This window comes from Actinoallomurus vinaceus (genome assembly GCF_039542055.1).
In the GTDB taxonomy this organism is placed as follows: Bacteria; Actinomycetota; Actinomycetes; order Streptosporangiales; family Streptosporangiaceae; genus Actinoallomurus; species Actinoallomurus vinaceus.
On record NZ_BAABHK010000004.1, the window covers coordinates 422,606 to 448,779 of the forward strand.

Annotated in this window: 22 protein-coding genes; 6 read left to right on the forward strand and 16 right to left on the reverse strand. The window is 70.6% G+C overall.

The genetic code is table 11. The annotated features are described in order from the left end of the window. Positions 1–3 precede the first annotated feature (3 nt). The 8 genes from ABEA24_RS17175 to dxr form a co-directional block, all read right to left on the reverse strand. Entirely contained in the window at positions 4–309 is a 306-nt protein-coding gene (locus ABEA24_RS17175) for a hypothetical protein (RefSeq protein ID WP_345431852.1), read from the reverse strand. Positions 310–388: 79 nt separating this feature from the next. Then, on the reverse strand, positions 389–1,231 hold the full coding sequence (locus ABEA24_RS17180) for a GNAT family N-acetyltransferase (RefSeq protein WP_345431853.1): 843 nt from the start codon (positions 1,229–1,231) through the stop codon (positions 389–391). A 252-nt stretch (positions 1,232–1,483) separates the two neighbouring features. Continuing rightward, complete coding sequence (locus tag ABEA24_RS17185) at positions 1,484–3,061, reverse strand: alpha/beta hydrolase (RefSeq protein WP_345431854.1); 1,578 nt, start codon at positions 3,059–3,061, stop codon at positions 1,484–1,486. A 258-nt stretch (positions 3,062–3,319) separates the two neighbouring features. Further along, entirely contained in the window at positions 3,320–4,873 is a 1,554-nt protein-coding gene (locus tag ABEA24_RS17190) for an alpha/beta hydrolase (protein WP_345431855.1), read from the reverse strand. Between the two features lie 183 nt (positions 4,874–5,056). Continuing rightward, positions 5,057–6,703, reverse strand: a complete 1,647-nt coding sequence (locus tag ABEA24_RS17195) for an alpha/beta hydrolase (protein WP_345431856.1) — start codon at positions 6,701–6,703, stop codon at positions 5,057–5,059. Between the two features lie 235 nt (positions 6,704–6,938). Next, a complete protein-coding gene (gene ispG / locus ABEA24_RS17200) occupies positions 6,939–8,096 on the reverse strand; it encodes a flavodoxin-dependent (E)-4-hydroxy-3-methylbut-2-enyl-diphosphate synthase (protein ID WP_345431857.1) in 1,158 nt (385 codons plus the stop codon). Between the two features lie 112 nt (positions 8,097–8,208). After that, entirely contained in the window at positions 8,209–9,390 is a 1,182-nt protein-coding gene (locus tag ABEA24_RS17205) for a M50 family metallopeptidase (RefSeq protein WP_345431858.1), read from the reverse strand. Continuing rightward, positions 9,387–10,628: a 1-deoxy-D-xylulose-5-phosphate reductoisomerase gene (gene dxr / locus ABEA24_RS17210; RefSeq protein WP_345432189.1), complete on the reverse strand. Its 1,242-nt coding sequence runs from the start codon at positions 10,626–10,628 to the stop codon at positions 9,387–9,389. The genes ABEA24_RS17205 and dxr overlap by 4 nt, the downstream gene beginning before the upstream one ends. 200 nt (positions 10,629–10,828) lie before the next feature. On the opposite strand from dxr, the gene ABEA24_RS17215 reads away from it, so the two are divergent. From ABEA24_RS17215 to ABEA24_RS17225, 3 genes are all read left to right on the forward strand, one after another. Next, positions 10,829–11,962, forward strand: a complete 1,134-nt coding sequence (locus ABEA24_RS17215) for a trypsin-like serine peptidase (RefSeq protein WP_345431859.1) — start codon at positions 10,829–10,831, stop codon at positions 11,960–11,962. Between the two features lie 64 nt (positions 11,963–12,026). After that, positions 12,027–13,091, forward strand: coding sequence for a trypsin-like serine peptidase (locus ABEA24_RS17220; RefSeq protein ID WP_345431860.1), 1,065 nt, complete (start codon positions 12,027–12,029; stop codon positions 13,089–13,091). Positions 13,092–13,140: 49 nt separating this feature from the next. Next, positions 13,141–13,641, forward strand: coding sequence for a GNAT family N-acetyltransferase (locus ABEA24_RS17225; protein ID WP_345431861.1), 501 nt, complete (start codon positions 13,141–13,143; stop codon positions 13,639–13,641). A 112-nt stretch (positions 13,642–13,753) separates the two neighbouring features. On the opposite strand, the gene ABEA24_RS17230 is transcribed toward ABEA24_RS17225, so the two are convergent. Next, on the reverse strand, positions 13,754–15,859 hold the full coding sequence (locus ABEA24_RS17230) for an MMPL family transporter (RefSeq protein WP_345431862.1): 2,106 nt from the start codon (positions 15,857–15,859) through the stop codon (positions 13,754–13,756). A gap of 112 nt (positions 15,860–15,971) precedes the next feature. Here ABEA24_RS17230 and ABEA24_RS17235 point away from each other — a divergent pair, with 112 nt between their 5' ends. Further along, complete coding sequence (locus tag ABEA24_RS17235) at positions 15,972–16,727, forward strand: TetR/AcrR family transcriptional regulator (RefSeq protein WP_345431863.1); 756 nt, start codon at positions 15,972–15,974, stop codon at positions 16,725–16,727. Here ABEA24_RS17235 and ABEA24_RS17240 read toward each other — a convergent pair. Then, positions 16,685–17,332 carry a thiaminase II/PqqC family protein gene (locus ABEA24_RS17240; RefSeq protein ID WP_345431864.1) on the reverse strand — a complete coding sequence of 216 codons (648 nt, stop codon included), beginning with the start codon at positions 17,330–17,332 and terminating at the stop codon, positions 16,685–16,687. The two genes, ABEA24_RS17235 and ABEA24_RS17240, sit on opposite strands and share 43 nt — an antisense overlap. 32 nt (positions 17,333–17,364) lie before the next feature. Further along, positions 17,365–18,051: an adenylate kinase family protein gene (locus ABEA24_RS17245; protein ID WP_345431865.1), complete on the reverse strand. Its 687-nt coding sequence runs from the start codon at positions 18,049–18,051 to the stop codon at positions 17,365–17,367. 121 nt (positions 18,052–18,172) lie between these two features. On the opposite strand from ABEA24_RS17245, the gene ABEA24_RS17250 reads away from it, so the two are divergent. Further along, entirely contained in the window at positions 18,173–18,784 is a 612-nt protein-coding gene (locus ABEA24_RS17250) for a TetR/AcrR family transcriptional regulator (RefSeq protein WP_345431866.1), read from the forward strand. Continuing rightward, entirely contained in the window at positions 18,781–20,118 is a 1,338-nt protein-coding gene (locus tag ABEA24_RS17255) for a carotenoid oxygenase family protein (RefSeq protein WP_345431867.1), read from the forward strand. Before ABEA24_RS17250 ends, ABEA24_RS17255 begins: the two co-directional genes overlap by 4 nt. Positions 20,119–20,703: 585 nt before the next feature. On the opposite strand, the gene ABEA24_RS17260 is transcribed toward ABEA24_RS17255, so the two are convergent. The 5 genes from ABEA24_RS17260 to ABEA24_RS17280 form a co-directional block, all read right to left on the reverse strand. Beyond that, positions 20,704–21,900: an extracellular solute-binding protein gene (locus ABEA24_RS17260; protein ID WP_345431868.1), complete on the reverse strand. Its 1,197-nt coding sequence runs from the start codon at positions 21,898–21,900 to the stop codon at positions 20,704–20,706. A gap of 268 nt (positions 21,901–22,168) precedes the next feature. Continuing rightward, entirely contained in the window at positions 22,169–22,465 is a 297-nt protein-coding gene (locus ABEA24_RS17265; RefSeq protein ID WP_345431869.1) for a hypothetical protein, read from the reverse strand. A gap of 577 nt (positions 22,466–23,042) precedes the next feature. Then, positions 23,043–24,533, reverse strand: coding sequence for a CoA-acylating methylmalonate-semialdehyde dehydrogenase (locus tag ABEA24_RS17270; protein ID WP_345431870.1), 1,491 nt, complete (start codon positions 24,531–24,533; stop codon positions 23,043–23,045). Further along, a complete protein-coding gene (locus ABEA24_RS17275) occupies positions 24,530–25,795 on the reverse strand; it encodes an aspartate aminotransferase family protein (protein ID WP_345431871.1) in 1,266 nt (421 codons plus the stop codon). The genes ABEA24_RS17270 and ABEA24_RS17275 overlap by 4 nt, the downstream gene beginning before the upstream one ends. Before the next feature lie 97 nt (positions 25,796–25,892). Further along, positions 25,893–26,168 carry a 4a-hydroxytetrahydrobiopterin dehydratase gene (locus tag ABEA24_RS17280; protein WP_345431872.1) on the reverse strand — a complete coding sequence of 92 codons (276 nt, stop codon included), beginning with the start codon at positions 26,166–26,168 and terminating at the stop codon, positions 25,893–25,895. Positions 26,169–26,174 lie beyond the last annotated feature (6 nt).

The window sequence follows — 26,174 nt, forward strand, 5'->3', positions numbered from 1 at the left end:
CGGTCACCGGCCGGCGCAGCAGCAGCCACAGCTGCGCTGCGTACGGGGCAGCTGCCGCCGCTTTGACGCGGCCTTCTCCTGCTGGACTTCCACGATGATCCCGTGCCGTGTCTCCTGCAGAGGACCCACCGTGATCACCGTGTCCGGCTGGAAGTCCTTCGACGGCCGGTCGTTGAAGTCGTTGGACTCCACTTGCACCGGCGCGGCATCGGGCACCTGGACGCCCTTCATCTCGCGAAGGACCTTCACGGCGAACTCCGGGCGCTTGCGGAACATATCGTTGATCGCGTCATGTCGGGGGGACGGCATGTCACGGAACGCTACAACATGATCGCTGTTAGTGACGCATGTTTTTCGAACTTCGATTCGAACCGACCATCAACAGCGGTCAGAACATCACCGACATGAAGGTGTCGACGTCGTGGAAGCCGACGCGGCGGTAGGTGGCGCGGGCCGGGGCGTTGAAGTCGTTGACGTAGAGCGTCACCGCGGGGGCGATCGAGCGCAGCGCCTCGATGACGACCGCGGCCATGCCGTGCACGGCGTAGCGGCGTCCGCGCAGCTCCGGGTGGACCCACACGCCCTGCACCTGGCAGGCGTAGGGGGTGACGGCGCCGATCTCGGCCTTGAACACGACGCGGCCGTCCTCGATGCGCGCGAAGGCGCGGCGGGCGCGGATGAGCTCGGCGACGCGCGCGCGGTACAGCACTCCCCCGTCGCCCGACTGCGGGGAGACGCCGACCTCCTCGGTGAACATCGCGACGCAGGCGGGGTACAGGATGTCGAAGTCGTTCATGGTGACGCGGCGCACGGCCGGGTCGGGCTGGACGGGCGGCGGCGCGACCGTCGACATCACCGGCTGTGCGGCGCGGACAGCGCGGGGCGGGCCCCAGGACGGGCGCAGGGCGTTCCACATCTCGGTGACCGCGGGCACCGGGCCGACGATGGAGGAGCAGCGGCGCCCCTGGGAGCGGGCACGGTCGGCGAAGTGGCGGGCGGCCTCCCGGTCCGCCGCGACCGGGACGAGGTTGGCGCCGGAGTAGCAGAGGGACGTCAGGCGGCCGCCGCGGTGGAATCCCCAGATCTCGGCGCCGAGCCGCCCCGGGTCGACGCCCGCGCCGTACACGCGGGATCCGACGAACACGTTGGAGACCGGATCGGCGTCCAGGATCTCCAGGACCGCGTCACGGTGGCGGTCGTCCAGGAGGCGCACCGGAGACGTGCGCAGCATCGGACTCACGTTGGCTCCCGGGCTGAGGATCCGGTCTTCGGTGAGGCGGGTCGCCGTGGAGGCACGTTCGCTCCGCTCACCCTGTAAGGGTACGGGAGGATCCCGGCAAGATCGGTAACCAGGTCCGGCACACCGCGTCCTGCCTCGTTCTCGGCATAAGTCCGCCTCGTTCCCGGCATAACGCGAAGGACCCCCGGCCGGGGCCGGGGGTCCTCACGCGATCCCGATCAACGGGATGAGCGCGTCACAGCGTCACGGACGGCCGATGAGCGGGCGGGCAAGCACCTTCGGGGCGACCGAACGCGCCACGCTGTCGGTCGGAACCGGGTCCGGAAGCGCCTTGCAGGTCACGTCCGGTCCGCTGCCCGGCTTGTTCTTGGGCAGCGCGCCGGTGCTCAGGTAGGCCGCGACCTTGTCGTCGAGGCACGCGTTGCCGTTGAGCGTGTTGGCGTGGGTCTTGCCGCCCTGCTCGGCGACCAGGCGGGACGGCAGCAGCTTGTGCATCTCCACGCCGCCCGGGTACGGGGTCGCCGCGTCCAGCGTGGACTGCACGAGGAGCGCGGTGGCCATGCCCTTGGCCTTGATCTTCAGCGCCGGGCCGCCCTGGAACGGCCAGTACGCGATCGGCGCGTTGAACCAGACGTTGCTCCACGTGTTGAAGTGGTAGCCCTGCTTGTAGAGCTTCGCGGCGTCGCCCCGCCACTTGCTCCAGTTGCGCGGCCACTTCGCGTCCGCGGCCTGGACGGCGTTGTAGACGGCGAAGCCGTTGTCGTCGGCGGTCTGGATGTAGTTCGTGTAGAGGCCGACGAGCCCGGAGGCATCGTTCTTGGTGGCGAACGCCGAGAACGCGTCGGCGACCGGCTGGTACCAGCCGGTGCTGTAGCCGGCGTTGAGGAAGGTGTCGTCGAGCTCGTCGCCGCCGAGCTTGCCGCCGATCGGCTTGGCGAACGCGGCGGAACGGACGCTGTAGTACTTCTTCTCCACCGCCGCGGCGGTCGTGCCGAGGTGGTAGCGCGAGTCGTACTTGGCGATCCAGCCGAAGAAGAGCTTGATGTTCCGCTCGAACGCCTTGTCCTGCGACAGCTGCGCGTCGTACCAGACCTCACGGACGTCGACGTTGCCGTCGAGCACCATGTGCTTCACGCGCTTGGGGAAGAGCGTGCCGTACGTCGCACCGAGGTAGGTGCCGTACGAGAAGCCGTAGTAGCTGATCGTCTTCTGGCCCAGGGCGGCGCGGATGGCGTCGATGTCGCGGGCCGCGTCGGTGGTGCGCAGGTGCGGCAGCAGCCAGCCGTACTTCTTGGCGCAGTCCTTGGCGTACGCCTTGGACCTGGCCTTCCAGGCCGCCTCCGCCTTCGCCGAGTGGGGGACGTAGTCCGCGCGGATCGGGTTGGAGTAGTTCGGGTCACAGGTCAGCGCCGGCTTGCTGAGTCCGACGCCGCGCGGGTCGAACCCGATGATGTCGTACTGCGCCGGGATCTCCTTGTGGCCCACCCCGGCGAACCAGCTCGCGAGCGAGCCGGCGAGGTACAGACCGCTGCCGCCGGGACCGCCGGGGTTGGCGATCAGGGCGCCCTTGTAGTGCTTGGTGTCGGTGTGCTTGAGCCGCGACACCGCGATCGAGATCTTCTTGCCCTTCGGATGCCGGTAGTCCAGCGGCACCGTCAGCTGCCCGCACTCGGCCTTGGCGAGGGAGGGCTGGTCGGTCGGGCACTTCGACCAGGCGATCTTGGCGGTGGCCTGCGCCGGCTCCGCCTGCGCCGGAACGGCCACCGCCGCGCCGGAGAGTCCGACGCCCGCCGCAGCGGTGATGACCATGAGTCTCTTCACATGACCCCCTTGCGCACGGGCTCACGAACGGGCCCGCACTGGTAGGAATGCGAAGAATTGTTGCGCTAGGGAGAAAAGGGACGGAAGAGACTCAAGGAACCGTTGTTGGATCGTGACGGCTCGCCCGTTGCGGCCGCCGTAATGCGCTGTCCCCGGCGACCGGAAAGGCCACCGGGGACAGCGATCTCAGTACCTCACAGCCGGCGCAGCACCCCCCCGGCGACCGGAAAGGCCGCCGGGGACACCGGTCTCAGTGCCTTACGGCCGGCGCAGCACCGGCGGGAACCGGTCCGTGGTCAGCTCGCGCGCCGCCACGGTGGACGGCGGCACCGGTTCCGGCAGGCGTGCGCAGTGCGACCGGTTCGCCGGAAGGGCGCCGGTCGCGAGAAAGGCGGCGAACTTGTCGTCGACGCAGGCGTTGCCGCGCTCCACGACGCCGTGCGTCCGGCCGCCGTCCTCGATCACCAGCCGGGAGCCCTTGAGCCGCCGGTTCATCTCCAGCCCGCCGGCGTACGGGGTGGCGGCGTCAGCGGTCGCCTGGAAGAGCAGGACGGGGGGCAGGGCCGAGACGCCGCCGACGTCGATCGGACGGCCCGCCCTGGCCGGCCAGAAGGCGCACGGCGCGTTGTACCAGGCGTTGCCCCACGTCTCGAACCGGTACCCCTGGGCGTACAGCCTCCGGTTGTCCTGACGCCACCGGGCCCAGTCCCGGGGCCACGCCATGTCGGTGCACTGCACGGCGTTGTAGACCGCGTAGCCGTTGTCGTCCGTCGTCTCGCCGAACGTCCGGTAAGCGTTGATCAGCGGCGCCGTGTCACCGGCCTTGTAACGGGCCAGCGCGCTCGCCAGGTGCGGCCAGTACGACCCGAGGTCGATGTACCCGGCGACCAGGAAGGCGTCGTCGAGCTCGTCGGCGCCCACGATGCCCTCCGCCGGAGCGGCCCCCAGCTTCTCCCGGGTCGCGAAGTAGTAGTCGCGGACCTCCCGCTGGGTGGCGCCGAGGTGGTAGATCGCGTCGTACTTGGCGATCCAGGCGAAGAGCGCGTCGATGTTCCCCTCGAACGCCCGGTCCTGGTCGATGTTGTCGTCGTACCAGACGCCGCTCGGCCGGACGTTGCTGTCCAGCACCATGCGCCGGACCCGGGTCGGGAACAGCGTGCCGTACACCGCGCCGAGGTACGTCCCGTACGACGCCCCGAAGTAGTTGAGCTGCCGCTCACCCAGGGCGGTGCGGATGGCGTCCATGTCCTGGACGGTGTCGATCGTCCGCATGTGCGGCAGCACCGACCGGTACTTCTGCCCGCAGGCCGCGGCGTAGCCCGCCGACCGCCGCAGCCAGGCCGTCTCGATCGACGCCGTACGCGGCACGTAGTCGGGCCGTACGGGCTTGAAGTAGCCCGTGTCGCAGCTGAGCGCGGGGCTGCTGGCGCCGACGCCGCGCGGGTCGAAACCGACCACGTCGTACGCGGCCTTGAGGGCCGCCGGCAGCCGGCTCGCGACGCGCAACGCGAAGTCGCGGCCCGCGCCGCCGGGTCCGCCCGGGTTGACCAGAAGTGCGCCCTGGTAGCCGGTCGTCCCGGTGTGCCTGGCCCGGGACAGGGCGAGGGTGATCTGCGGGCCGCGGGGAACGGCGTGGTCGAGCGGCACCTTCAGCGTGGCGCACTCGAGTCCGCTGAGGCTCTCCTCGGCGCACGGCGACCAGGTCAGGCCCGTGGCGGGCTGGGCGGGATGCGCCTGCGCCGTGAGCGGCGCGAGGCTCAGCGCGACCAACCCGGCCCCGGCGGCGGCCGACGTGATGACGAGCTTGTTCACGTAACCCCTTTCTCGCGGGAAGCGCAGGAGGGCTCCCCGCCGTGCGTGACGCACGATGGTGGTGATTCCGGAAAGCGGCCGGGAGGGGCGCGGCCATGACCGACCAGGTCGGAGCGCCGCCGCGAACTGCGAGAGCCCCCGGTCGGCAGGACCGGGGGCTCTCGAGACTCTACTCAGTGAGCCCTACTTCGCGATCGCCGCCGCGTCGGCTTTCGCGGAAGTCGCCTTCGCGGAGGCGCTGCCGGGCACCGGCAGCGGCGGGGCGTCGCACTGCGCGTCCGCGCCGCGTTTGTTCGGCGGCAGCGCGCCCCAGCCGAGATAGGCGGAGACGAGGTTGTTCGCGCAGGTGTCGCCGTTCGGGGTCAGCGCCACGCCGTGGTTGATCCCGCCGTTCTCGACCAGCAGGCGGGAGTTCGGGAAGCGCTTGTGCACCTCGACCCCACCGGCGTACGGGGTGGCCGCGTCGTTCGTGGCCTGGACGATCAGGATCGGCGGCAGGCCCTTCTTGCCCTTGATCGTCACCGGGGTGCCGCCGGGCACCGGCCAGTACGCGCACGGCGCGTTGTACCAGGCGTTGCCCCAGGTCAGGAACTTGTTGCCCTGCCGGTAGAGCTGCCAGTTGTCCCGGTCCCACTTCTTCCAGTCGGTGGGCCACTGCCGGTCCACGCACTGCACGGCGTCGTAGACCGCGTAGTTGTTCTGGGTGAGGAAGTCGTCGGTGGGGAAGCCGCCCCACTGGTCGAGCAGCGGCTGGGCGTCGTGCTTGACGAAGTAGTCCGACAGCGCCTGCGCGTGGTCCACCCAGGTGTAGTCGCGGTAGGCGTCGGCCTGCATCGTGTCGTCCAGCTCGTCCGGGCCGAGCTGCCCGTTGACCGGGTTCTTGGCGAGCGCCGCGCGGGCCTTGTAGTAGTTCGCCTTCACCGCGTCGTGCGTCGCGCCGAGGTGGTAGACCGAGTCGTACTTCGCGATCCAGGTCAGAAAGATCTCGAAGCGCTTCTGGAACGCGACGTCCTGGTCGAGGTTGTCGTCGTACCAGACCCCGCTGGGCCGTACGACGCTGTCCAGGACCATGCGGCGCACGTGGGTCGGGAACAGCGACGCGTAGACCGACCCGAGGTACGTCCCGTAGGAGTAGCCGTAGTAGCTGGTCTTGTGCTGGCCGAGCGCCGCGCGGATGGAGTCCATGTCGCGCGCCCAGTTGGCGGAGGTCATGTACTTCAGCGCCGAGCCGTACCGGCGGCCGCAGTCCTCGGCGTACGCCTTCGCCTTCGCCCGCCAGGCCAGCTCCTCCGCCTTGGAGGCCGGCGTGTAGTCGGGGCGGGCCTTGCCGGGCGCCTGGAAGGACGGGTCGCAGATGATGCCCTTGCCGCTGCCGTCGATCGAGCTGGCGCCCACGGCCCGCGGGTCGAAGCCGATCCAGTCGTACGTCGCGCCGACCGACGTCGGCAGACCGTACGTCCCTTTGGCGAAGCGGGTGGGCAGGTCACGGCCGTGCCCGCCCGGCCCGCCCCGGTTGAGCAGCACGATGCCCTGGTAGTGCTGGGTGTCGGTCGCCTTGGCGCGCGTCAGCGCGAGCGTGATCTGCCGGCCGTGCGGGTGGGCGTAGTCGAGCGGGACCTTCAGCGTGCCGCACTCCAGGCCCTGCAGCTTCGTGCCCTCGATCGGGTCGTTGGCCGGGCACGGGGTCCACGCGACTCCGGCGGCCACGGCCTGCGCGGACTCTCCCGCCGGGGCCGGCGTGGGCGTCGGCTGACGCCCGGCGGCTCCCGCCACCCCCACTCCGGTGAGGGTCAGGCCGGCGGCGGCCGTGACCACTACGAGCTTCTTCACTTGTCCCCTCCTCCGCGCGAGCTCCCCACTGAGCCCCGCAATTCGGTGGATGCCGGGGCATTGTGCGCGTGCGGCGGGTAGGGCGATCAAGACCTGCGAATCAAGGATGCGGAATCGTGACAAATACAGAAATGTCAGGCACGAATTCGGGCGTGACCGAACTCTTCACGTCACGATTGCGAAAGGTCACCGCGCGCAGCACGGTGACCTTTCAGGAGACGGCGGCTCTCCCGGTTCAGGAGATGGTGACGTCGGCGCCCGGGCCGTCGCCGGTGACGTCGACGCCCATCTCCTCGGCGATGCGGACGGCCTCCTCGATGAGGGTCTCGACGATCTGCGACTCGGGCACCGTCTTGATGACCTGGCCCTTCACGAAGATCTGGCCCTTGCCGTTGCCGGAGGCGACGCCGAGGTCGGCCTCGCGCGCCTCGCCCGGGCCGTTCACGACGCAACCCATGACCGCGACCCGGAGCGGCACCGGGAAGTCCTTCAGCGCGGCCGTGACCTCGTCGGCCAGGGTGTAGACGTCGACCTGCGCGCGCCCGCAGGAGGGGCAGGAGACGATCTCCAGGCCGCGCTCGCGGAGGTTCAGCGACTCCAGGATCTGGATGCCGACCTTGACCTCCTCCACCGGGGGCGCCGACAGCGAGACCCGGATCGTGTCGCCGATGCCCTCGGCCAGCAGCGCGCCGAACGCCACCGCCGACTTGATCGTGCCCTGGAACGCCGGGCCCGCCTCGGTCACGCCGAGGTGCAGCGGGTAGTCGCACCGGGCGGCGAGCTGGCGGTACGCGTTGATCATGACGACCGGGTCGTTGTGCTTGACCGAGATCTTGATGTCCCGGAAGTCGTGCTCCTCGAACAGCGAGCACTCCCACAGCGCCGACTCCACGAGCGCCTCGGCGGTCGCCTTGCCGTACTTCTCCAGCAGGCGCTTGTCCAGGGACCCGGCGTTCACCCCGATACGGATCGGCACGCCCGCGTCCTTGGCGGCCCGGGCGATCTCACCGACCTTGTCGTCGAACTTCTTGATGTTGCCCGGGTTGACCCGTACCGCCGCACAGCCCGCGTCGATCGCGGCGAAGACGTACTTCGGCTGGAAGTGGATGTCGGCGATGACCGGGATCTGCGACTTACGGGCGATCGCCGGCAGCGCGTCGGCGTCGTCCTGGGACGGAACCGCCACCCGTACGATCTGGCAGCCGGAGGCGGTCAGCTCGGCGATCTGCTGCAGTGTCGCGTTGATGTCGGCGGTCAGGGTCGTCGTCATCGACTGGACCGACACCGGAGCGTCACCGCCGACCGGCACCGACCCGACCATGATCTGGCGCGACTTGCGGCGCGGGGCGAGCGGCCTGGGCTTGGCCTGCGGAATTCCAAGATCGACGCTCATCGGCAACGCGGCGCGGAGCCCATGCCCCGATACGCCGCGCCCTCCTTCCAGTGGGTGCTCGACAGTGGTACCAAGCCTAGGCAACCGGCGGGGATGCTGCACACGCCAGGGCCTACTGGGGAAGTTTGAGCGGATTTATAAGGTCGGCAAGAATCAGTAGAACACCCAGGCCCACCAGCAGGACCACGAAGGCGTACGTCACGGGCATGAGCTTGGTCAGGTCGACCGGACCTGGATCGGGCCGGCCGCGCAGGCGGAAGATCCACACCTTGATCCGTTCGTAGCAGACGACCGCCAGATGGCCGCCGTCCAGCGGCAGCAGCGGGATCAGGTTGAGCAGCCCGACGAACAGGTTGAGCGACGAGACCAGCAGCAGGAACATGCCGATCTTCGTGCGCCAGCCGTCGCCGGAGGAGAACACCTGGCCCGAGACCTGGGCTCCGCCCACGACGCTGCCGGCCTGGCCGCCCGGAGTGCTGGCCCGCTCGCGGGAGAACAGCTTCGGGACCGCCTGCGGGATGTCGACGACGATGCCGCCGATGGAGGCCGCCATCTGGCCGGTGAACCGGCCCGCGAAACGCAGCGCCGCCACGGGACCCAGTGTGCGGATGCGCGGAACCGGTTCCATCCCGAGGTAGCCGTGCCCGTCCAGTCGCCCGATCCGGACCCACACGGTCCTCCGGGATCCCTGCCGTTCGACGATGACCGGCACGGTGGTGCCCGGCGGGGTCCTCTGGATCAGGCCGGCCAGGCCGTTCCACTCGCGCACGGGCGTCCCGGCGAACGAGACGACGCGGTCCCGCGGTCGCAGACCCGCGGCTGACGCGGGCGAGATCGGATCGCGGGTCGTGCAGGCACCGCCGCTCGCCGGGACACACGGCGAGACCTGGCGTACGAGGGTGGTGGCGTCCTTGCCGTCCGGGACGCCCACCGCCACGGCGAGGACCACCAGCAGCAGGAACGCGAGGACGATGTTGACCACAACGCCCGTCACGATGACGATCGCCCGCCGCAGCGCCGGCTGGCGGTAGAACGCCCGAGGCTCGTCGGCGGGCGCGATCTTCTCCAGCGGGGTGTAGCCGACGATCCTCACGAAGCCGCCGAGCGGGATGCCCTTGACCCCGTACTCCGTCTCACCCTTGCGGCGCGACCACAGGGTCGGGCCGAAACCCACGAAGAACTGCGTCGCCTTCATGCCGAAGCGCTTGGCCGTCATGAGGTGCCCCGCCTCGTGCAACACCACCGAGAGGAGCAGCGCGAGGACGAAGGCCAGCGCTCCGAGCAGATAGGTCAACCAGACGTCAGCTCCCGTGCCCGGGTCCGCGCCCACTGATCGGCGGCGAGCACGTCGTCCACGGCGAGCCCGCCACCCGGATCGTCCCTGTTCAGGGGGCCCGGACCATTCGTGTGCTCGGACACTACCCGCGAGACCGTGTCGACAATCGCCGGGAACGCCAGCCTTCCGGCGAGAAAGGCGGCGACGCACTCTTCGTTCGCGCCGTTGTAGACCGCGGGCGCCGTGCCACCGGCCTCTCCGACCTCCCGGGCCAGCCGCACGGCGGGGAACGCCTCGTCGTCCAGCGGGAAGAGCTCCCACGTGTGGGCCCGCGACCAGTCGAGGGCGGGCGCCGCGTCGGGCACCCGATCGGGCCAGCCGAGGCCGAGGGCGATGGGCAGGCGCATGTCCGGCGGGCTCGCCTGCGCGATCGTCGACCCGTCCGTGAACTCCACCATCGAGTGGATGATCGACTGCGGGTGCACCATCACCTCGATCCGGTCGAACGGCACGTCGAACAGCAGGTGGGCCTCGATGACCTCCAGGCCCTTGTTGACGAGCGTCGCGGAGTTGACCGTGACCAGCGGCCCCATCGCCCAGGTGGGATGGGCGAGGGCCTGCTCGGGCGTGACGTCGGCCAGCTCGGCGCGCGTCCGCCCCCGGAACGGCCCTCCGCTGGCGGTGACGACCAGCCGGCGCAGCTCGCCGCGGGTACCTCCGCGCAGGCACTGGGCCAACGCGGAGTGCTCGGAGTCGACCGGCACGATCTGGCCCGGCTTGGCCCGGCGCTTGACGAGCGGGCCGCCGATGATGAGCGACTCCTTGTTCGCCAGGGCGAGGGTACGCCCGGCGTCGAGGGCGGCCAGCGTGGAGCGGAGGCCCGCCGCGCCGTCCACGGCGTTGAGCACGACGTCGCACGGCCAGGCGGCGACTTCGGCGATCGTGCCCGGCCCGGCGAGGAGCCTGGGCAGGCGGTAGTCCCCCGAGGAGTAGCCCCGCTTCTGGGCCTCGGCGTAGAGCGCGAGCTGGAGATCCTCGGCCACCGAGCCCCTGGCGACGGCGACCACGTCGGGCCGCAGGTCGAGGACCTGACGGGCGAGCAGGTCGACCTTGCCTCCGCCGGCGGCGAGGCCGACCACCCGGAAGCGGTCGGGGTTGCGGTGGATCACGTCGATGGCCTGAGTGCCGACCGACCCGGTCGAACCGAGGATCACGACATCTCTGCGGGCGGCTGCGGAAGGGCTGTCGTCGGGCATCACGCCCCCATTGTCCCCTGCCCCGCCCCACCCCCGACCGCCCACCGATGCCCGATCGCGATAACGCTGCGAACCGGAGCAGGACGCCTATATGGCGATTTCTCTCCGTAGTCATGTGAACACTCTTCGCGCTAGGGTTCGCCCACCGTCTCTCGATCGCGGCCGTCTCCCCGTGGCGACCGCAGAAGGGCACAAGGGCCATGAAGAACTCCCCCCGCCTCGCGGCCGTGTCGGCGGCGGTCGGCGCGCTCCTGTCGGTCCCCCCGGCCCACGCGGCACAGGCCGATCCGGCACGCCCCGGCCTCCGCGCGGCGGCCCCCTCCGGCTCCGACCGCACCGGCCACCATCCCGTACGCGAGGGGCGCCGGGGGGCACCCGGCCGCCCCGGCGCGTCCTCCGATCGCGCCAGGACCGTGGTTCCCGGCCTTCCCGGCGCGTCCCTTCCCGTACGTTCCGGGGGTCCCGCCCTCGATGCCCAGGACGTGTCTCCGGCCGTCCACCCGATGGCGGCGTCCCGGATCGCGCGTGATCGGCTCGAGCGCTGGTGGACGCCCGACCGCATGCGCCGCGCGGACCCATTGGACGATCTCGCCGCCGTCCCGATGACCTGGCGGCCCGTCCCGGCCGGACGCCCCTCCGAGACGCCGGCGACGACGCCGTCGACCGGGGCCGCCTGGGTCTCCGGCGGCAAGGTGGCGCAGACCGCCGGCCGGGTGTTCTTCACCTATCAGGGCCACCCGGCGTCGTGCTCGGGCGACGCGGTCACCAGCGCGAACCAGAGCACGGTCATCACCGCGGGGCACTGCGTACGGCTCGACGGCGCCTGGCACACCGACTGGGTGTTCGTGCCCGGTTACCACGACGGTCAGGCGCCATACGGGAAGTGGACCGCCGTGCGGACGCTCACCACGGCCCAGTGGGAGGCGCGCGAAGACCTCGACTACGACGTCGGCGTCGCCACCGTCGCCCCGCTGAACGGCCGCAGGCTGACCAGCGTGGTCGGCGGCCAGGGCATCGCGTTCAACCAGAGCCGTCACCGGCCGATGCACGCCTTCGGCTACCCCGCCGAGGCCCCGTACGACGGGTCGAAGCTGACCTACTGCAGCGGCACGCCGAAGGACGACCCGGGCAAGACCCACGATCTGGGGCTGACATGCAACATGACCTCCGGGTCCAGCGGCGGTCCGTGGTTTCTGAGCTTCGACGAGAAGACCGGCGTCGGCACGCAGACCTCCGTCAACTCCTTCAAGTACGACGCGATGCCGAACGTCATGTTCGGGCCGTACTTCGGCACCGCCGCCAAGGCCCTCTACGACAAAGCACAGAACACCTGATCGGGGGCATCGCTTTACACCAAGTCACGATGCGACCACGCATGGTCCTGCACACTTTCGATCCATGCCCACGCCCGCCCGCATCGCCTGCACCGTGTCCACCATCGGAGCCCTCCTCGGCACGCTCGGCACCGGGGCGCCCCGCCCCGCGCCGGGCGTGGCGGGGGTGACCGACCACGTGATCGCCACCAAGCGGTCGGCGGTCCTGCGGTACTGGACCGTGCGGCGGATGCTGCGCGCCGTGACCCCGCCCGAGCGGCTATGGCACCGCCCGCCGGTCGCTTCGCCGCCGGTGAGCCCGCCGGTCACGGCCGCCGTCACCATGACGATCGCGCGCCCGGCCGCCACCGTGCCGGACCGGGACACCACCGACACCCCGGGCCGGCAGGGCGTCGCCATGACCGGCCGGCGGGTCGTCGACGCCGCGGACCGGTACACCGTCCACGGTGCTCCCGGCTCGCCCTGGGGCTTTTCCGGCGCGGTGCGGGCCACGACCGGCAAGGTGTTCTTCACCATCAACGGCGGCGACTACGTATGCTCGGCGGGCACCATCGCCGGCGCCAACCGCGACCTCGTCGTCACGGCCGGGCACTGCGTGCAGGACGCCGCGGGGGCCTGGGCCCGCAACTGGCTCTACGTCCCCGGATACGACGAGGGCCGCCGGCCGTACGGCGCGTTCACGGCCCGGCATCTGTTCGTGCCGACCGCCTGGTCCGGACGGCACGACGAGAACCACGACGTCGCAGTCGTGGCGCTGGCCACCGTCGGCGGCAGCCACGTCACCGACGTGGTCGGCGCCCAGACCGTGGGGTTCGACCAGCCGCGGGGCGCCGTCGTCTACGGCTTCGGCTACCCCACAGGCGGCCACTATGACGGAGAGCGGCTGGCCTACTGCAGCGGCCGGACCTATCCCGACGCCCATCGGCTCACGCAGGACCAGGGCCTGCGCTGCGACATGTCCGAGGGGTCGAGTGGCGGCCCGTGGCTGGCCGGTTTCGACCCCGTGACCGGCAGAGGCGTGGTCACCTCGGTGAACAGCTTCAAGTACTCCGACGATCCGGCGACGATGTACGGCCCGTATTTCGGCGCGGCCGTCCGCCGGGTGTACGAACAGGCACAGCATGCGTGACCCGCAAATCCCCCGCGCAAGGTCGGCGGATTCTCTACTCTGGCCCGGCATGATCAACAGCCCCCGCGTGGAACTGGTCGAGACCTCCTTCGACGATCCGATCGTGACGGGTCTGCACGTAGAGCAGGCGGCCGAGCTGGCCGCCCGGTTCGGCGCGGACGCCGACCGCCCGCCGGTGGCCGAGCCGGGAACGGTCTTCCTGGTCGCCCGTGAACGCGGTGAGCCGATCGGCTGCGCCGGGGTGCGGTGGGTCGCCGCGGCGGGCGGGCAGCCGTCCGGAGGGCAGGGCGCCGAGGTCGGCCAGATCTACGTCCGGCCGGAGTACCGCGGCATCGGAGTCACCCGGCTCCTGCTGCGCGGGGCCGAGGATCTCGCTCGCCGGCGCGGCTGCCGGATCGCGCGCCTGAAGGCGGCGGATCTCCGGGACGCGGGCCTGTACGAGTCCAGCGGGTACGTGCGCATCCCGCCCTTCGGGTCCCACCCGCCGCGAAGCCTCTGCTTCGAGAAGACGCTCCGGGCGGAGGCCGGCCCACGACCTCCGTCGCCGTGACCGGCCGGTGTGGTCACCCCGTCGAAACGGGGAGCCCGCACCGGCCGGACCCCGTCAGCACGTATCGGCCGGCCTGCGAACACGACTCCGAACGCGGGTCCCGCCGCTCGGCTCAGCCGGACTCCCGGAGGGCGACGCGGGCGTGCAGACGCCGCAGAGGTGCGGGCAGCCACCAGTTGGCCCGGCCCAGCAACCGCATCGTCGCCGGCACGAGCAGCGCCCGTACGAGCGTGGCGTCGACGAGCACGGCGACCAGCAGGCCCACGCCGATGAGCTTGATGAAGGAGATGCCGGACGTCGTGAACGCGGCGATCACGATGGCCAGCAGGAGGGCGGCGTTGGTGATGATCCGGCCTGTGCTCTGCAACCCCGCGGCCACGGCGGCGGTGTTGTCCCGCGTCCGCTGCCATTCCTCCCGGATCCGGCTGAGCAGGAAGAGCTCGTAGTCCATCGACAGCCCGAACGCCACCGCCAGGATCAGCACCGGCTGCGACGCCTCGACCGTGCCGGTGGAGGTGAAGCCGAGCACGCCGGCGAGGTGGCCGTCCTGGAATCCCCAGACCATCACGCCGAACGCGGCGCTCAGCGACAGCACGTTCATGAGCAGGGCCTTGAGCGGCAGCAGCACCGATCCGAGCGCGGCGAACAGCAGCGCGAACGTCACCGCCCCGACGAACAGCGCGGCCCAGGGCAGGACGTGCCCGAGGCTGCTCAGCAGGTCCACCAGCTGAGCCGTCTCCCCGCCGACGTACGCGGCGCCGGGCGCGGGCAGCGACCGGATCCGCCGGACCAGGTCGCGGGCGTCGCCGGACTGGGGGTCGGCCCCGAACCGTACGGCGATGTGCGTCGCGTCCCGTCCGGTGTCGGCGATCGCCGCCGCCGTGACCCCGGGGACGCCGCGCAGCCGGTTCACGTAGGCGTCGGTCTGCGGACGGGACACGGGGCCGGCGACCACGACGTCGATCGGGGAGAGCGCGCCGTGCGCGAAGTCGCGGTCGAGGGTCGTCGCGACCGTACGTCCCTCCGCGCCGCTCGGCAGGGCGCGGACGTCGACGCTGCCGAACCGGATGCCGAGGAAGGGCGCTCCCAGGGCGAGCAGCACGATCGTCACACCGACCGCGTACGCCACGGGCCGGCGCATGACGCTGTGCGCGAGCCGGAACCACGGCCCGCGCTCCGCGCCGTCCGCCCGCCGCCGGGGCAGGACGCGGAGCGCGTCGACCCGCCGTCCGAGGACCGCGAGCAGGGCCGGCAGGACGGTGAGGGCGGCCACCATGTCGACGAGGACGACCGCGATGCCGCCGAGGCCCATGGACCGCAGGAACATCTGCGGGAAGAGCAGCAGGCCGCCGAACGCGATGGCGACCGTGACGCCGGAGAAGGCGACGGTGCGGCCGGCCGTCGCCATGGTGCGCGTCAGGGCCTCCCGCTCGGAGTCCGTGCGGCCGAGCTCCTCGCGGAAGCGCGTCACGACGAAGAGCGAGTAGTCGATGGCCAGCCCGAGCCCCAGCATGGTGATGATGTTGATCGCGAACGTGGACACGTCGGTCGTCATGGTGATCAGGCGCAGGACGGTGAACGCGCCGAGGATGGCGACGCCGCCGATCGTGAGCGGGAGCAGCGCGGACACCACGCTGCCGAAGATGACGACGAGCAGGACCAGCAGGATGGGCATCGAGATCATCTCGGCCCGCGCCAGGTCCTTCGAGGTCTGGTCGTGGAGTTGGCTGTTCACGGCGACGGTGCCGCCGCGCAGGGTCGTGAGGCCGGGCGCGGCGAACCTGTCGCGGACCTTCTCGTAGGTCGTGACGCGTGCGGGGACGTCGGCCCCGGCGAGCCGTACGGCGACGTAGGTCGCGTGCCGGTCGCGGGAGACCAGCGCCGGCGAGCCGGTGCTCCAGAACGTCGTGACGCCCCGGACCTGGTCGCGGGGCAGCCGGCCGAGGGTGCCGGTGACGGCGTCGCGGAAGGCCGGGTCGTCGACGGTGCGCGACGCGCTCTCGTAGAGCACGACCAGGTCTCCGGCGGGCGGGCCGATCCGTTCGTTGATGAGCGCGGTGGCCCGGGCCGACTCCGAGTGTGGATCCTCGAAGCCACCCCCCTTGAGCGCCCCGAAGACCTGGGTGCCCCACACGACGGCGAGAACGGCGAAGACGGCGGCCGCGCCCAGGACCCACCGGCGTCGGCGGTGGGTCAGGCGGGCGAGTGATTCGAGCATGGTCGGCTCCCCCCGGAGTAACCTGTTATCGACGATCAGAAGAGTTAACACCGTTTATCCGTTAACGCCGTTTACCGAAGCATACGTCGTTAACAAATGTCAAGGGAGCAGCGTGACGACCCGCCGCGAACGCATGCGCGAGGCCACCGTGCGCGAGATCCAGGAGGCGGCGCGCCGGCACCTGCGGGCCCACGGCCCCTCGGGCATCTCCCTGCGGGCCATCGCCCGCGACATGGGCATGACCGCGCCCGCCCTCTACCGGTACTACGCGAGCCTGGACGACCTCATCGCGGCCATGATCGAGGGCTACAAGGGCGAGATCCGCGAGACGGTCGAGGCGGCCCGGGACACCATGCCGGCCGAGGATCTCAGCGGCCGGCTCGCCGAGGCGTCGCGGGCCTTCCGGCACTGGGCGCTCGACCACCGGCCGGAGTTCACGATGATCTTCGGGGCTCCGCTCCCGGGGTACGAGCCGCCGGCGAAGGACGGCGGCCCCTCCCCCATGGGCTTCGGCGCCGTCTTCTTCACCATGCTCGCCGATCTATGGGAACGCGAGCGGTTCCCCGTGCCCGCCGACGAGGACATCCCGCCCGCCCTGCGCGACCAGCTCCTGCACTTCGCCAAGGCGTGCGGCCTCGACCGGGCCGGTATCCCGCTCGGCCTGATCCGCCTCTACGCCGCAGCCTGGGTGCGGCTGTACGGCCTCGTCGCGATGGAGGCGTTCGGGCACGTGAAGTTCATGCTGGACGACGGGGCGCCCCTGTTCGAGGCCGAACTCGCCGACATGTTCACGTCCCTCGGCTTGGAATCGCCCGCTCCCCCGGGTCACAGCCCCTCGGCGAGCGCTGCCCAGAACGCCGACTCGTAGGCGTGGAGCATGCGGGCGGCGCGCAGCGCCTCCCGTGGGTCCTCCCCGGCCGCCAGTCCCTGCTCGATGACCGCCGTCGCCTGCTCGGCGAAGCCGGGCGGCGGCGCGGCGAAGTAGCGGAAGAAGGCGACGCCCTCCTCGGCGAGGTCGTACCGGGAGGCGAGGGCGTCGGCCGTCCGGCCGCAGTACGTCCCCCACTCCTCGAGGTTGGCCAGCATCGCGAGCGCGAGGCCGCTGCGGGTGCCCGACAGGGCGCTCCACGCGAGGTACGCCGGGTAGGCCTGCGCGAGCGGGCGCGGCTCGTACGCCCGCAGGTCGTTCTCCGTCCAGCCGAGGGCGCCGGCGAAGCCGGACAGCAGGTCCAGCGCGGTGCCCTCGCCGCCCGCCAGGGCGAGGAAGAGGTCGCCTGACGGCGGGTCCGGGAAGCGGGCGGCGAAGAGCGCGAAGCTGCGGCGGTCGCTGCGCACGATGTGCCACTGCTCCCCCGCGAGCCAGGTCAGCCGCTCCCGTGGCACGGCCGAGGCCTCCAGCAGGTCGAGGAAGCGGTTGCCTCCCGGCGGGTTCTCCTCGCGGGCACGGCGGACGAGGTCCTCGGCGGCGGTCATGGCCTCAGCCGAACATCCGGCCGCCGCCCGCGTCAATCGGGACGCGCGGAGTCGTCCTCTTCCAGAGGCCGGACGGGATGGCGCCCGTCGAGACCCAGGCGATCGCGGATCTCCCGCTGCACCGCCTCCGGGTCGCGCCGCGCGTCGATCACGAAGACGAACTCCTTGCGCCGGAAGAGTTCCAGGACCGGGTTCGTCTTCTCGTGGTAGTCGTGCAGGCGGGTCGCCAGCGCCTCGGGGGTGTCATCCTCGCGGGTGACCAGCTCGCCGCCGCAGACGTCGCAGAAACCGGGCCGTTTCGGCCGGTCCTCGATGAGGTTGTAGTCCATGCCGCACACGGAGCACAGCCGCCGCGCGAGGACCCGGCGGCGGACCTCGGAGTCCGGCAGGTCGAGGTAGATCACGCCGTCGATGTCGTAGCTCTCCAGGAAGAACTCGGCCTGGCGGCGGCTGCGCGGGAACCCGTCGATGATGAACCCGTAGTTCCAGTCGTGCTGGTCCAAGCGGTCCCGGACGATCCGCTCGACGAGGTCGTCGCCGACCAGCTGGCCGGCGGCCATGACCCGGCGCACCTGGGCGCCGATCTTGGTGTGGTTCTTGACGTGCCACCGGAAGACGTCGCCGACGCTGATCTGCACGAGGTCGTATTCGCGCGACAGCATGGTGCTCTGGGTGCTCTTGCCGCTCCCCGGCACTCCCATGATGACGTACTTGCGCACCGTCAGCAGGATGGCACAGCGTCCGCTCCGCTGTCAGCCGGCCAGGGACTTGACACGCCGCCCCGGGCGAGCGTAGTAACAGTGTTATCAGCAAATAACGCTGTTTTTGAGGGAATCGTAGATGGCAGAAACCCCCTACGCGCAGGCCCAGGGACGCGGACAGTCCGCCCTGCGTACGGCCCTGCTCGACATCGCCGGCGAGCTCCTGGCGACCGAGGGGCCCGAGGGGTTGTCCATGCGGCGCATCGCGTCGGCCGCCGGCTGCTCCACGACGGTCCTGTACACCCTCTTCGGCGGGAAGGACGGGCTGGTCGAGGCGCTGTACGTCGAGGGGTTCTCCCGCTTCAGCCGGCGTTTCGAAGCCGTCCGCGAGGAAGACCCGCTGTACCGCCTGTACGCGCTCGGCCACGCCTACCGCGCCACCGCGCTCACCGCACGCAACTACTACGACCTCATGTTCGGCCGGCCGATCCCCGGATGGGAGCCGAGTCCCGAGGCGATGGACGTCGCCCAGGAGACCTTCGGCCACCTCGAGCGCGCCGTCACCGCCTGCCTGGAGCAGGGCCGCATCCCCTCGGGTGATCCGAAGGTGATCGCCGAGTCGCTCTGGTCGGTGGCCCACGGCGTCGTCAGCCTGGAGCTCGCCGGCCACCTGTCCGATCCGGACGCCGTGTTCACGGCGGCCGTGACCGCCATCGGAGTCGGCTTCGCGCCGGCCGAGGAGGACCGATGACCAATCGATTCCTGACCGGCGCGTTCGCGCCGGCCACCGACGAGGTGACCGCCTTCGACCTACCCGTGACCGGACGCATTCCGGACGAACTGAACGGCCGCTACCTGCGCAACGGCCCCAACCCGCTCGGCCTGGAGGACCCGGAGGCCTACCACCTGTTCCTCGGCGAGGGCATGGTGCACGGCGTCCGGCTGCGCGACGGCCGCGCCGAGTGGTACCGCAACCGGTGGGTCCGGTCGCGGGAGGTCGCAGGCCGGCTCGGCGAGGAGTGGTCCGGCGACCCCGACACCGAGGACTTCGACTTCGCGGCCAACACGCACGTCCTCGCCCACGCGGGCCGCACACTCGCGCTGGTCGAGGCGGGCCCGCGCCCGTACGAGCTGTCCTATGAGCTGGACACGGTCGGCCCGTGCGACTTCGGCGGCACGCTGCCGGGGGCCTACACCGCGCACACGAAACACGACCCGCGCACCGGCGAGCTGCACGCCGTCGCGTACCACTTCGGCTGGGAGTACGTCCAGTACGTCGTCGTGGACGCCCGGGGCGCCGTCACCCGCACGGTGAACGTCCCGGTGCAGGGCGGCCCAATGATGCACGACTTCGCGCTCACCGAACGCCACGTGATCCTGTACGACCTGCCGGTGACCTTCAGCATGGACCTCGCGGCCGACGGCGCGCGGCTGCCCTACGCCTGGAACCCTTCGCATCCGGCGCGGGTGGGGATCATGCCCCGGGACGGCGACGGCTCCTCCGTGCGCTGGATCGACATCGATCCCTGCTTCGTGTTCCACACCCTCAACGCGTACGAGGACGGGGACCGGCTCGTCGTCGACGTGGCGCGGTACCCGGAGATGCTGGTGGCCGGCCGGCTCGAGGACGTCCCGGCGCCCGCCCTGGACCGCTGGACGATCGACCCCGCGGCCGGGAAGCTCTCGTCCCAGCGCGTCGATGACCGGCCGCAGGAGTTCCCCCGGGTCGACGAGCGTCGCGTATCCGAGCCGCACCGCTACGGCTACACGGTGAGCGCGGCGGAGCTGCTCCGCACGAAGGCCGGCGAGGCACTGCTCAAGCACGACTACATGACGGGCGTCGCCGAGGTCCGGGAGTTCGCGGCGGGCTCCGCCGTCGGGGAGGCGGTCTTCGCCCCGCGCTCGCCCGACGCCGCCGAGGACGACGGCTACGTAATGGCCCTTGCGTTCGATCCCGGACGTGGCGCCACCGACCTCGTCATTCTCGCCGCACAGGATTTCACCGGCGAACCGGTCGCTCGGGTCCACCTGCCGATCCGAGTTCCGGCCGGCTTTCATGGCAGTTGGGTGCCTGACCAAAACTGAGCGCTAATCCCGGAGAATCGTATGCGACCGGCAATTCTCCAGGGTTTTGCCCTTCCTTGTGGTTTCCCACACTGATGCCTCACCGACCCACCGGTAGAAATGGAGGCCGAACGGAGCCGAGAAGTTTGGGGGGACGTCATGGCCCGTTCCACACCGACATTCGATCCGAAGGGTCTCACCATCGAGCAGTGCTGGGGTGAGGCGTGCGTGATCTGCCACAAGAGGTGGCCTCGGCCTCGTGTCCACGTCGGCCGGCTGCCGGACGACTCTCGCGTGTTCGCCTGCGACGACTGCGCCCCCGCGCTGCGCATTCCGGTCCAGCAGACCCGGGGCCGGCGCGCGAAGATCAGAGCTTAACCGGAAAAGGAGCGTCCTGGGTCCGGGGGGAGCCCGGGACGCCCGATGGGGGACGCGCGCTCGGCGGGGGCGGCCGAGCGCGCGTCTCCTCTTTTCGGTCATCCGGCGGATTCCGCGACCGCTCAGTGGCGGATGTTCCACCCAGCGGGCTCATGGCGCTTCACAGGGTCATGACGTTTCGCGGATTCCGGCTTTTCGCGGGCTCATGGGTGTTTCGCCGGACACGGCTCAGTGGCGCGCGGCCTGCCAGGCGCGCGTCCAGGCGGCGTAGTCGGCGCAGTCGCCACCGGCCCCGCCGCAGTCCTTCGTCGGCGTACGGGCAAAGATGATCTTGTCGAGGTACGACCGGTCGCCGACGTGGTAGGCGCTGCAGAACTGGGCACGCAGCCGGTCGTGCCCGCAGGCCTCCGGATTGGCCGGGGCGACGCCGTCCCACTCCGCCACCTGCTGCTGGACCTCCGGGGAACTCGCCCAGTTGAGCCACTGGTACATGCAGTTGGGATGGTCCCCGCGGGCCCCGATCATCCAGGCGTCCATCCAGCCGGTGACGCCCTCGCGCGGGGTCACCCCGGCGACGGACCGGCCGCTCCGGCTGAGGACGTCCACCTGGTAGGGCCAGACCTGACCCAGCGCGGCCTGCCCGTCGGCGAACGGCGCGATGGCGTCGGACGGATTGAGCCAGTACGTGCTGACGTACGGGTGCTGCTTGTCGATGACCGACTGCGCCGCGGCGAGTTGCTTGGCGGTCAGCGCGAACGGGTTCTTGATGTGCAGCTTCGGATCGTGCGCCTTGAGGTAGAGGGCGACGTCACCGAACGTCAGCGGGCTGTCGCGGACCACGAGACGGCCGGCGTACTTCTTGGCCTCCGCCGGGTCGAACAGCGCGCCCCAGCTGTCCGGGGCCGTGCGCACGACCTTCTGGTCGTACATCAGGAGGTTCGCCCCCCAGGTGAAGGGCACTCCGTAGGGCTTGCCGTCCTTGGTGAGCTGTGCGCGGAGGGCCGGTTCGAGGTCCTTGTACCCGTCGATCAGGTCGGGATTGACCGGTACGACCTGGCGGTCGGCCACGAGCTGCCCGGCGATCTCCGGCGGCGCGGCGACGCCGTCGTAGTGGAGATTCGGCTTGGACATCAGCTGGAGCATCTCCTGCGCGTTGGCCGCGTACTTGACGTCCACCCGGCACCGGGTCTTCTTCTGGAACGGCGTGACCCAGTCGACCCGGGGGTCGTTGGAGCCGTCCTCGGCGTAGCCGCTCCAGGTCAGGAGCGAGACCGAGCCCTCGCCCGGTCCCATGGTGTCGGCCGCCCGGACCTCTCGTACGGGGTGGCCGCCGTCCTTACCGCCTCCGCTACAGCCGGCCAGGCCGAGCACGGCGGCCAGCACGGTCGCCGCCACGGCTGCCGCGCGCCGTCGTGAACCCCTCATCCCGCTCCCGTCTCATCGAACACGTCTCTCGCGAGCGTAACGACATGTGCGGGCGGGTGCGGACCGGACCCACGATGAGGCGGGGTGGAGGTCCGGGCAACCGTGCCGGGGGCTACACGGTTGCCCGGACTCCTGCGGCCTCAGGAGAGCGCCCCTCTGCGGTCACGCCTGTCACGGAGGTGTTGGAGGGGGAGGCGGCGTGACCGACAAATGCTCGCCTGAGACCGCGGCTTCGGTGCGGCCATCTCGGGTCGCGTACGGCGGCGGGTCATCGGAACGACCTGCCTGGTCGGGAAGCGGCGGGAAGCCGTCCCGACGCGGTGCCCGGCGGTGGACCGCCGGTCTGGTAGGGGATTCGGGGGCGCGCTTTGAGCGCCTCGATCGACTCGACCAGTTCCTTCACGGTCGGAGCCTCGATGAACTCGCCGGGCCCCCGGTCGTGGGGAGGGAGCGCCCACCAGTGACCGGTGGCCTCGCCGAACCAGATCGTCCACTCCGGGTAGCGCGCCGCCAGCACGGCGAGCAACGAGAACGGCGTCTGGTCGGGCGAGTCGTCGGCAGACATGGGGTGCTCCCTGGGAACCGGGGAACTTCTGAAGTTTGCGCCAACAGCTATCGACAAACGCAGTGTGTCGTATGCCACAGAGCAGGTCAAGAGCTCCGGCTAGTATTTGTAGTTTTGGCTGTCAAGCTGCCACGTCAGGGCAAACCAATACTCGCCAAAGCTGAGAGATTTTCAAGATGATCGGATGCTCGCGATGGACGCGCGAAGATGATCTTGTTCAATCCCCCGCGGACGGACCCCTCGCCCCATCGTGACCCACCCCGCCGCCCGAGGCCACCCTCCGCCACCCCGCTTTGACCTCCAGGTGACAACCACCCGATTTCACGCCGTCCGGAAATCCCTTTTAACGTGAATTGAAAACAGGCCGCCGATATCGAAATTCAGCGACCTGCACGATGAAACGGGCATCAGACTCTTTAAAGCCGAATAACGGCACGCGTGACGAGCGGTTTGGAACGCACCATGCCGCCCTTTCGTCACCAGGCCGGCGCCAAGCGTCCCTCGCCTCGTGAGCACGCTGCCCGGCCCGGCCGCGTGACCGCACCCGCCGGCGCGGATGCGATCACGCCGACGCCGGTCAGCCGTTCGTGGGGAACCCCAGGTTGACGCCGCCGTGGGACGGGTCGAGCCAGCGGGAGGTGACGACCTTCCCGCGCGTGTAGAAGTGCACGCCCTCGGTGCCGTGCACGTGGGTGTCGCCGAACAGCGAGGCCTTCCAGCCGCCGAAGGAGTAGTAGGCCATCGGCACCGGGATCGGAACGTTCACGCCGACCATCCCGACCTCGACCTCGTTGGTGAACCGCCGGGCCGCGCCCCCGTCGTTGGTGAAGACGGCGGTGCCGTTGCCGTACGGGTTGGCGGCGATCAGCTCCATGCCGGTCTCGTACGACGACGTCCGTACGACGGACAGGACGGGACCGAAGATCTCGTCCCGGTAGCAGGCCATCTCCGGCGTCACGTGGTCGAGGACCGTCGGGCCGAGCCAGAAGCCGTCGCCGTCGGGCAGGCCGTGCTCGCGCCCGTCCACGGCCAGCGTGGCGCCCTGGGCGACGCCGCCGTCGAGGTAGGACGCGACCTTGTCCCGGTGCACCCCGGTGACCAGGGGGCCCATCTCCGAGCGGTCGTCGTCGCCGGGTCCGACGGTCAGCTTCGCGACCCGCTCCTTGATCTTGGCGACCAGCTCGTCGCCGACCGGGTCGACCGCGACGACCGCGGAGATCGCCATGCAGCGCTCCCCCGCCGAGCCGAACCCGGCGGAGACGGCCGCGTCGGCGGCCAGGTCCAGGTCGGCGTCGGGCAGCACGAGCATGTGGTTCTTCGCGCCGCCGAGGGCCTGCACCCGCTTGCCGTGCGCGGTACCGGTCTCGTACACGTAGCGCGCGATCGGCGTGGAGCCGACGAAGCTCACCGCGCTCACGTCCGGGTGGGTGAGCAGCCCGTCGACGGCCGCCTTGTCCCCGTGCACGACGTTGAAGACGCCTTCGGGGAGCCCGGCCTCCTTCCACAGCTCGGCGATGAGCACCGAGGCCGACGGGTCCTTCTCCGAGGGCTTGAGCACGAAGGTGTTCCCGCAGGCGATGGCGAGGGGGAACATCCACATCGGCACCATGGCGGGGAAGTTGAACGGCGTGATGCCGGCCACCACGCCCAGCGGCTGGCGGATGGAGAAGGAGTCGACCCGCGTGGAGACATTCTCCGAGTAGCCGCCCTTGAGCAGGTGCGGAATCCCGCAGGCGAACTCCACCACCTCCAGGCCACGGGCGACCTCGCCGGCCGCGTCGGCCCGTACCTTGCCGTGCTCGGACGTGATCACGGCGGCGAGCTCGTCGCGGTGCCGGTTGACCAGCTCACGGAACGCGAACAGCACGTTCGCGCGCTTGGCGAGGGACGCGTCCCGCCAGGCGGGGAACGCCTCGCGCGCCGCCGCCACGGCGGCGTTCACCTCGTCGGCCGAGGCGAAGTCCACCCGCCCGGCGACCTGCCCGGTCGCCGGGTCGTACACGTCGCCCTGACGTTCGGCGGTCCCGGTCCAGGGCTTGCCGCCGATCCAGTGCGTGATCTGCTTCATGACGAGATCGCCTCCAGGGCGTCGATGAGGATGCCGAGCCCCTCGTTGCCCTCATCCTCGGTGAGCGTGAGCGGCGGGGCCATCCGCAGCGTGTTGCCGTACAGCCCGCCCTTGCCGACGAGCAGGCCGCGGGCCTTGGTCTCCTCCAGCGCCCGTACGGCGAGCTCCGGCTCGGTCAGCTCGACGGCGAACATCAGGCCCTTGCCGCGCACGTCGGTGACGATCGGCAGCCGGGCGGCGGCCTCCCGCAGGCCGTCGATGATCTGCCCGCCGACCTTGGCTGCGTTGGCCTGCAGGTCGTGGTCGAGGATGTAGTCGAGCGTCGCGTTGGCGGCGGCGGTGGAGATCGGGTTGCCGCCGAACGTCGACAGGCCGGTCGCGTGCAGCGAGTCCATCAGCTCGCCGCGGGCGACGAGGCCGCCGATCGCGAAGCCGTTGCCGAGCCCCTTGGCGAACGTCATCATGTCGGGCGTCACGCCGTGGTTCTGGATGCCCCAGAAGTTCTGGCCGGTCCGGCCCCAGCCGGTCTGCACCTCGTCGGCGATGAACAGGATGCCCTGCTCGGCCAGAACCTCCTGGTACGCCGCGTACAGCCCGTCCGGCGGAACGGTGTAGCCGCCGACGCCCTGGATCGGCTCGGCGATGATCGCGGCCACGTCGCCGCCCGTGACGGTGGCGAGGTTGTGCCGCAGGTCCGCCACGCAGACCTCGATGAAGTCGGCGTCCGAGAGCCCCCGGAACTGCGGCAGATGCCGGTCGCCGCCGTGCAGGAAGTTCACGGTGAGCGGGGAGAGCGCGTTGTTCTTCCAGGTGCGGTTGCTGGTGATCGCGGTCGCGCCGAACGACCGGCCGTGGTAGCTCTGCCGCATGGCGAGGATCTGGTTGCTCTTGCGCGCGTACGTCGCGAGCAGCAGGGCCGTCTCGTTCGCCTCGGTCCCGGAGTTGGTGAAGAACACCTTGGCGTCGTCGATGCCGGAGAGGCGGGCGATCTTCTCGGCGAGCTCGACCTGGCCGCGCATCAGATAGAGCGTCGAGGTGTGCACGACCCCGGTACGGAGCTGGCGCTCGACGGCCTCGCGCACCTCGGCGAGGTCGTAGCCGAGCGTGTTGGTGACGATCCCGGCGAAGAAGTCGAGGTACGAGCGGCCGCCCGCGTCGGTGACGCGGTTGCCCTTCCCGCTGACGATCTCGATGGGCTCGTCGTAGTAGAGGGCCATCCAGTTCGGCATGACCGCGCGATGACGTGCAAGCAAGTCCGACATAACACGAGTCTTCCCGCTGAACACCCCAAAGCGCCAGCCGACAGACTGTCAACGTCGATACGCCGCATCTGGCAATGTGTCGGGCGTGCCGTCACCGTCAGAGCTCGTTGAGGTGGCGGGCGAGCCGGAAGTCGTACTCCGTCAGGCCTCCGGCGACGTGCGTGCTCTGCGTCAGGGTGACCTTGTTCCACCGGATCGCGATGTCCGGGTGGTGGTTGTGCTCCTCGGCGACCTCCGCCACCCGGTTCACGAACGCCATCGCCTCCTTGAAGTCCTTGAACGTCACCGTCTTGACGATCGCGTCCTCGGCGAGCTCCCAGCCCGGGGTCGTCGCCAGCTCGCGGTCGATGGCATCGCTGTCCAGCCGGTCCATCTGGCT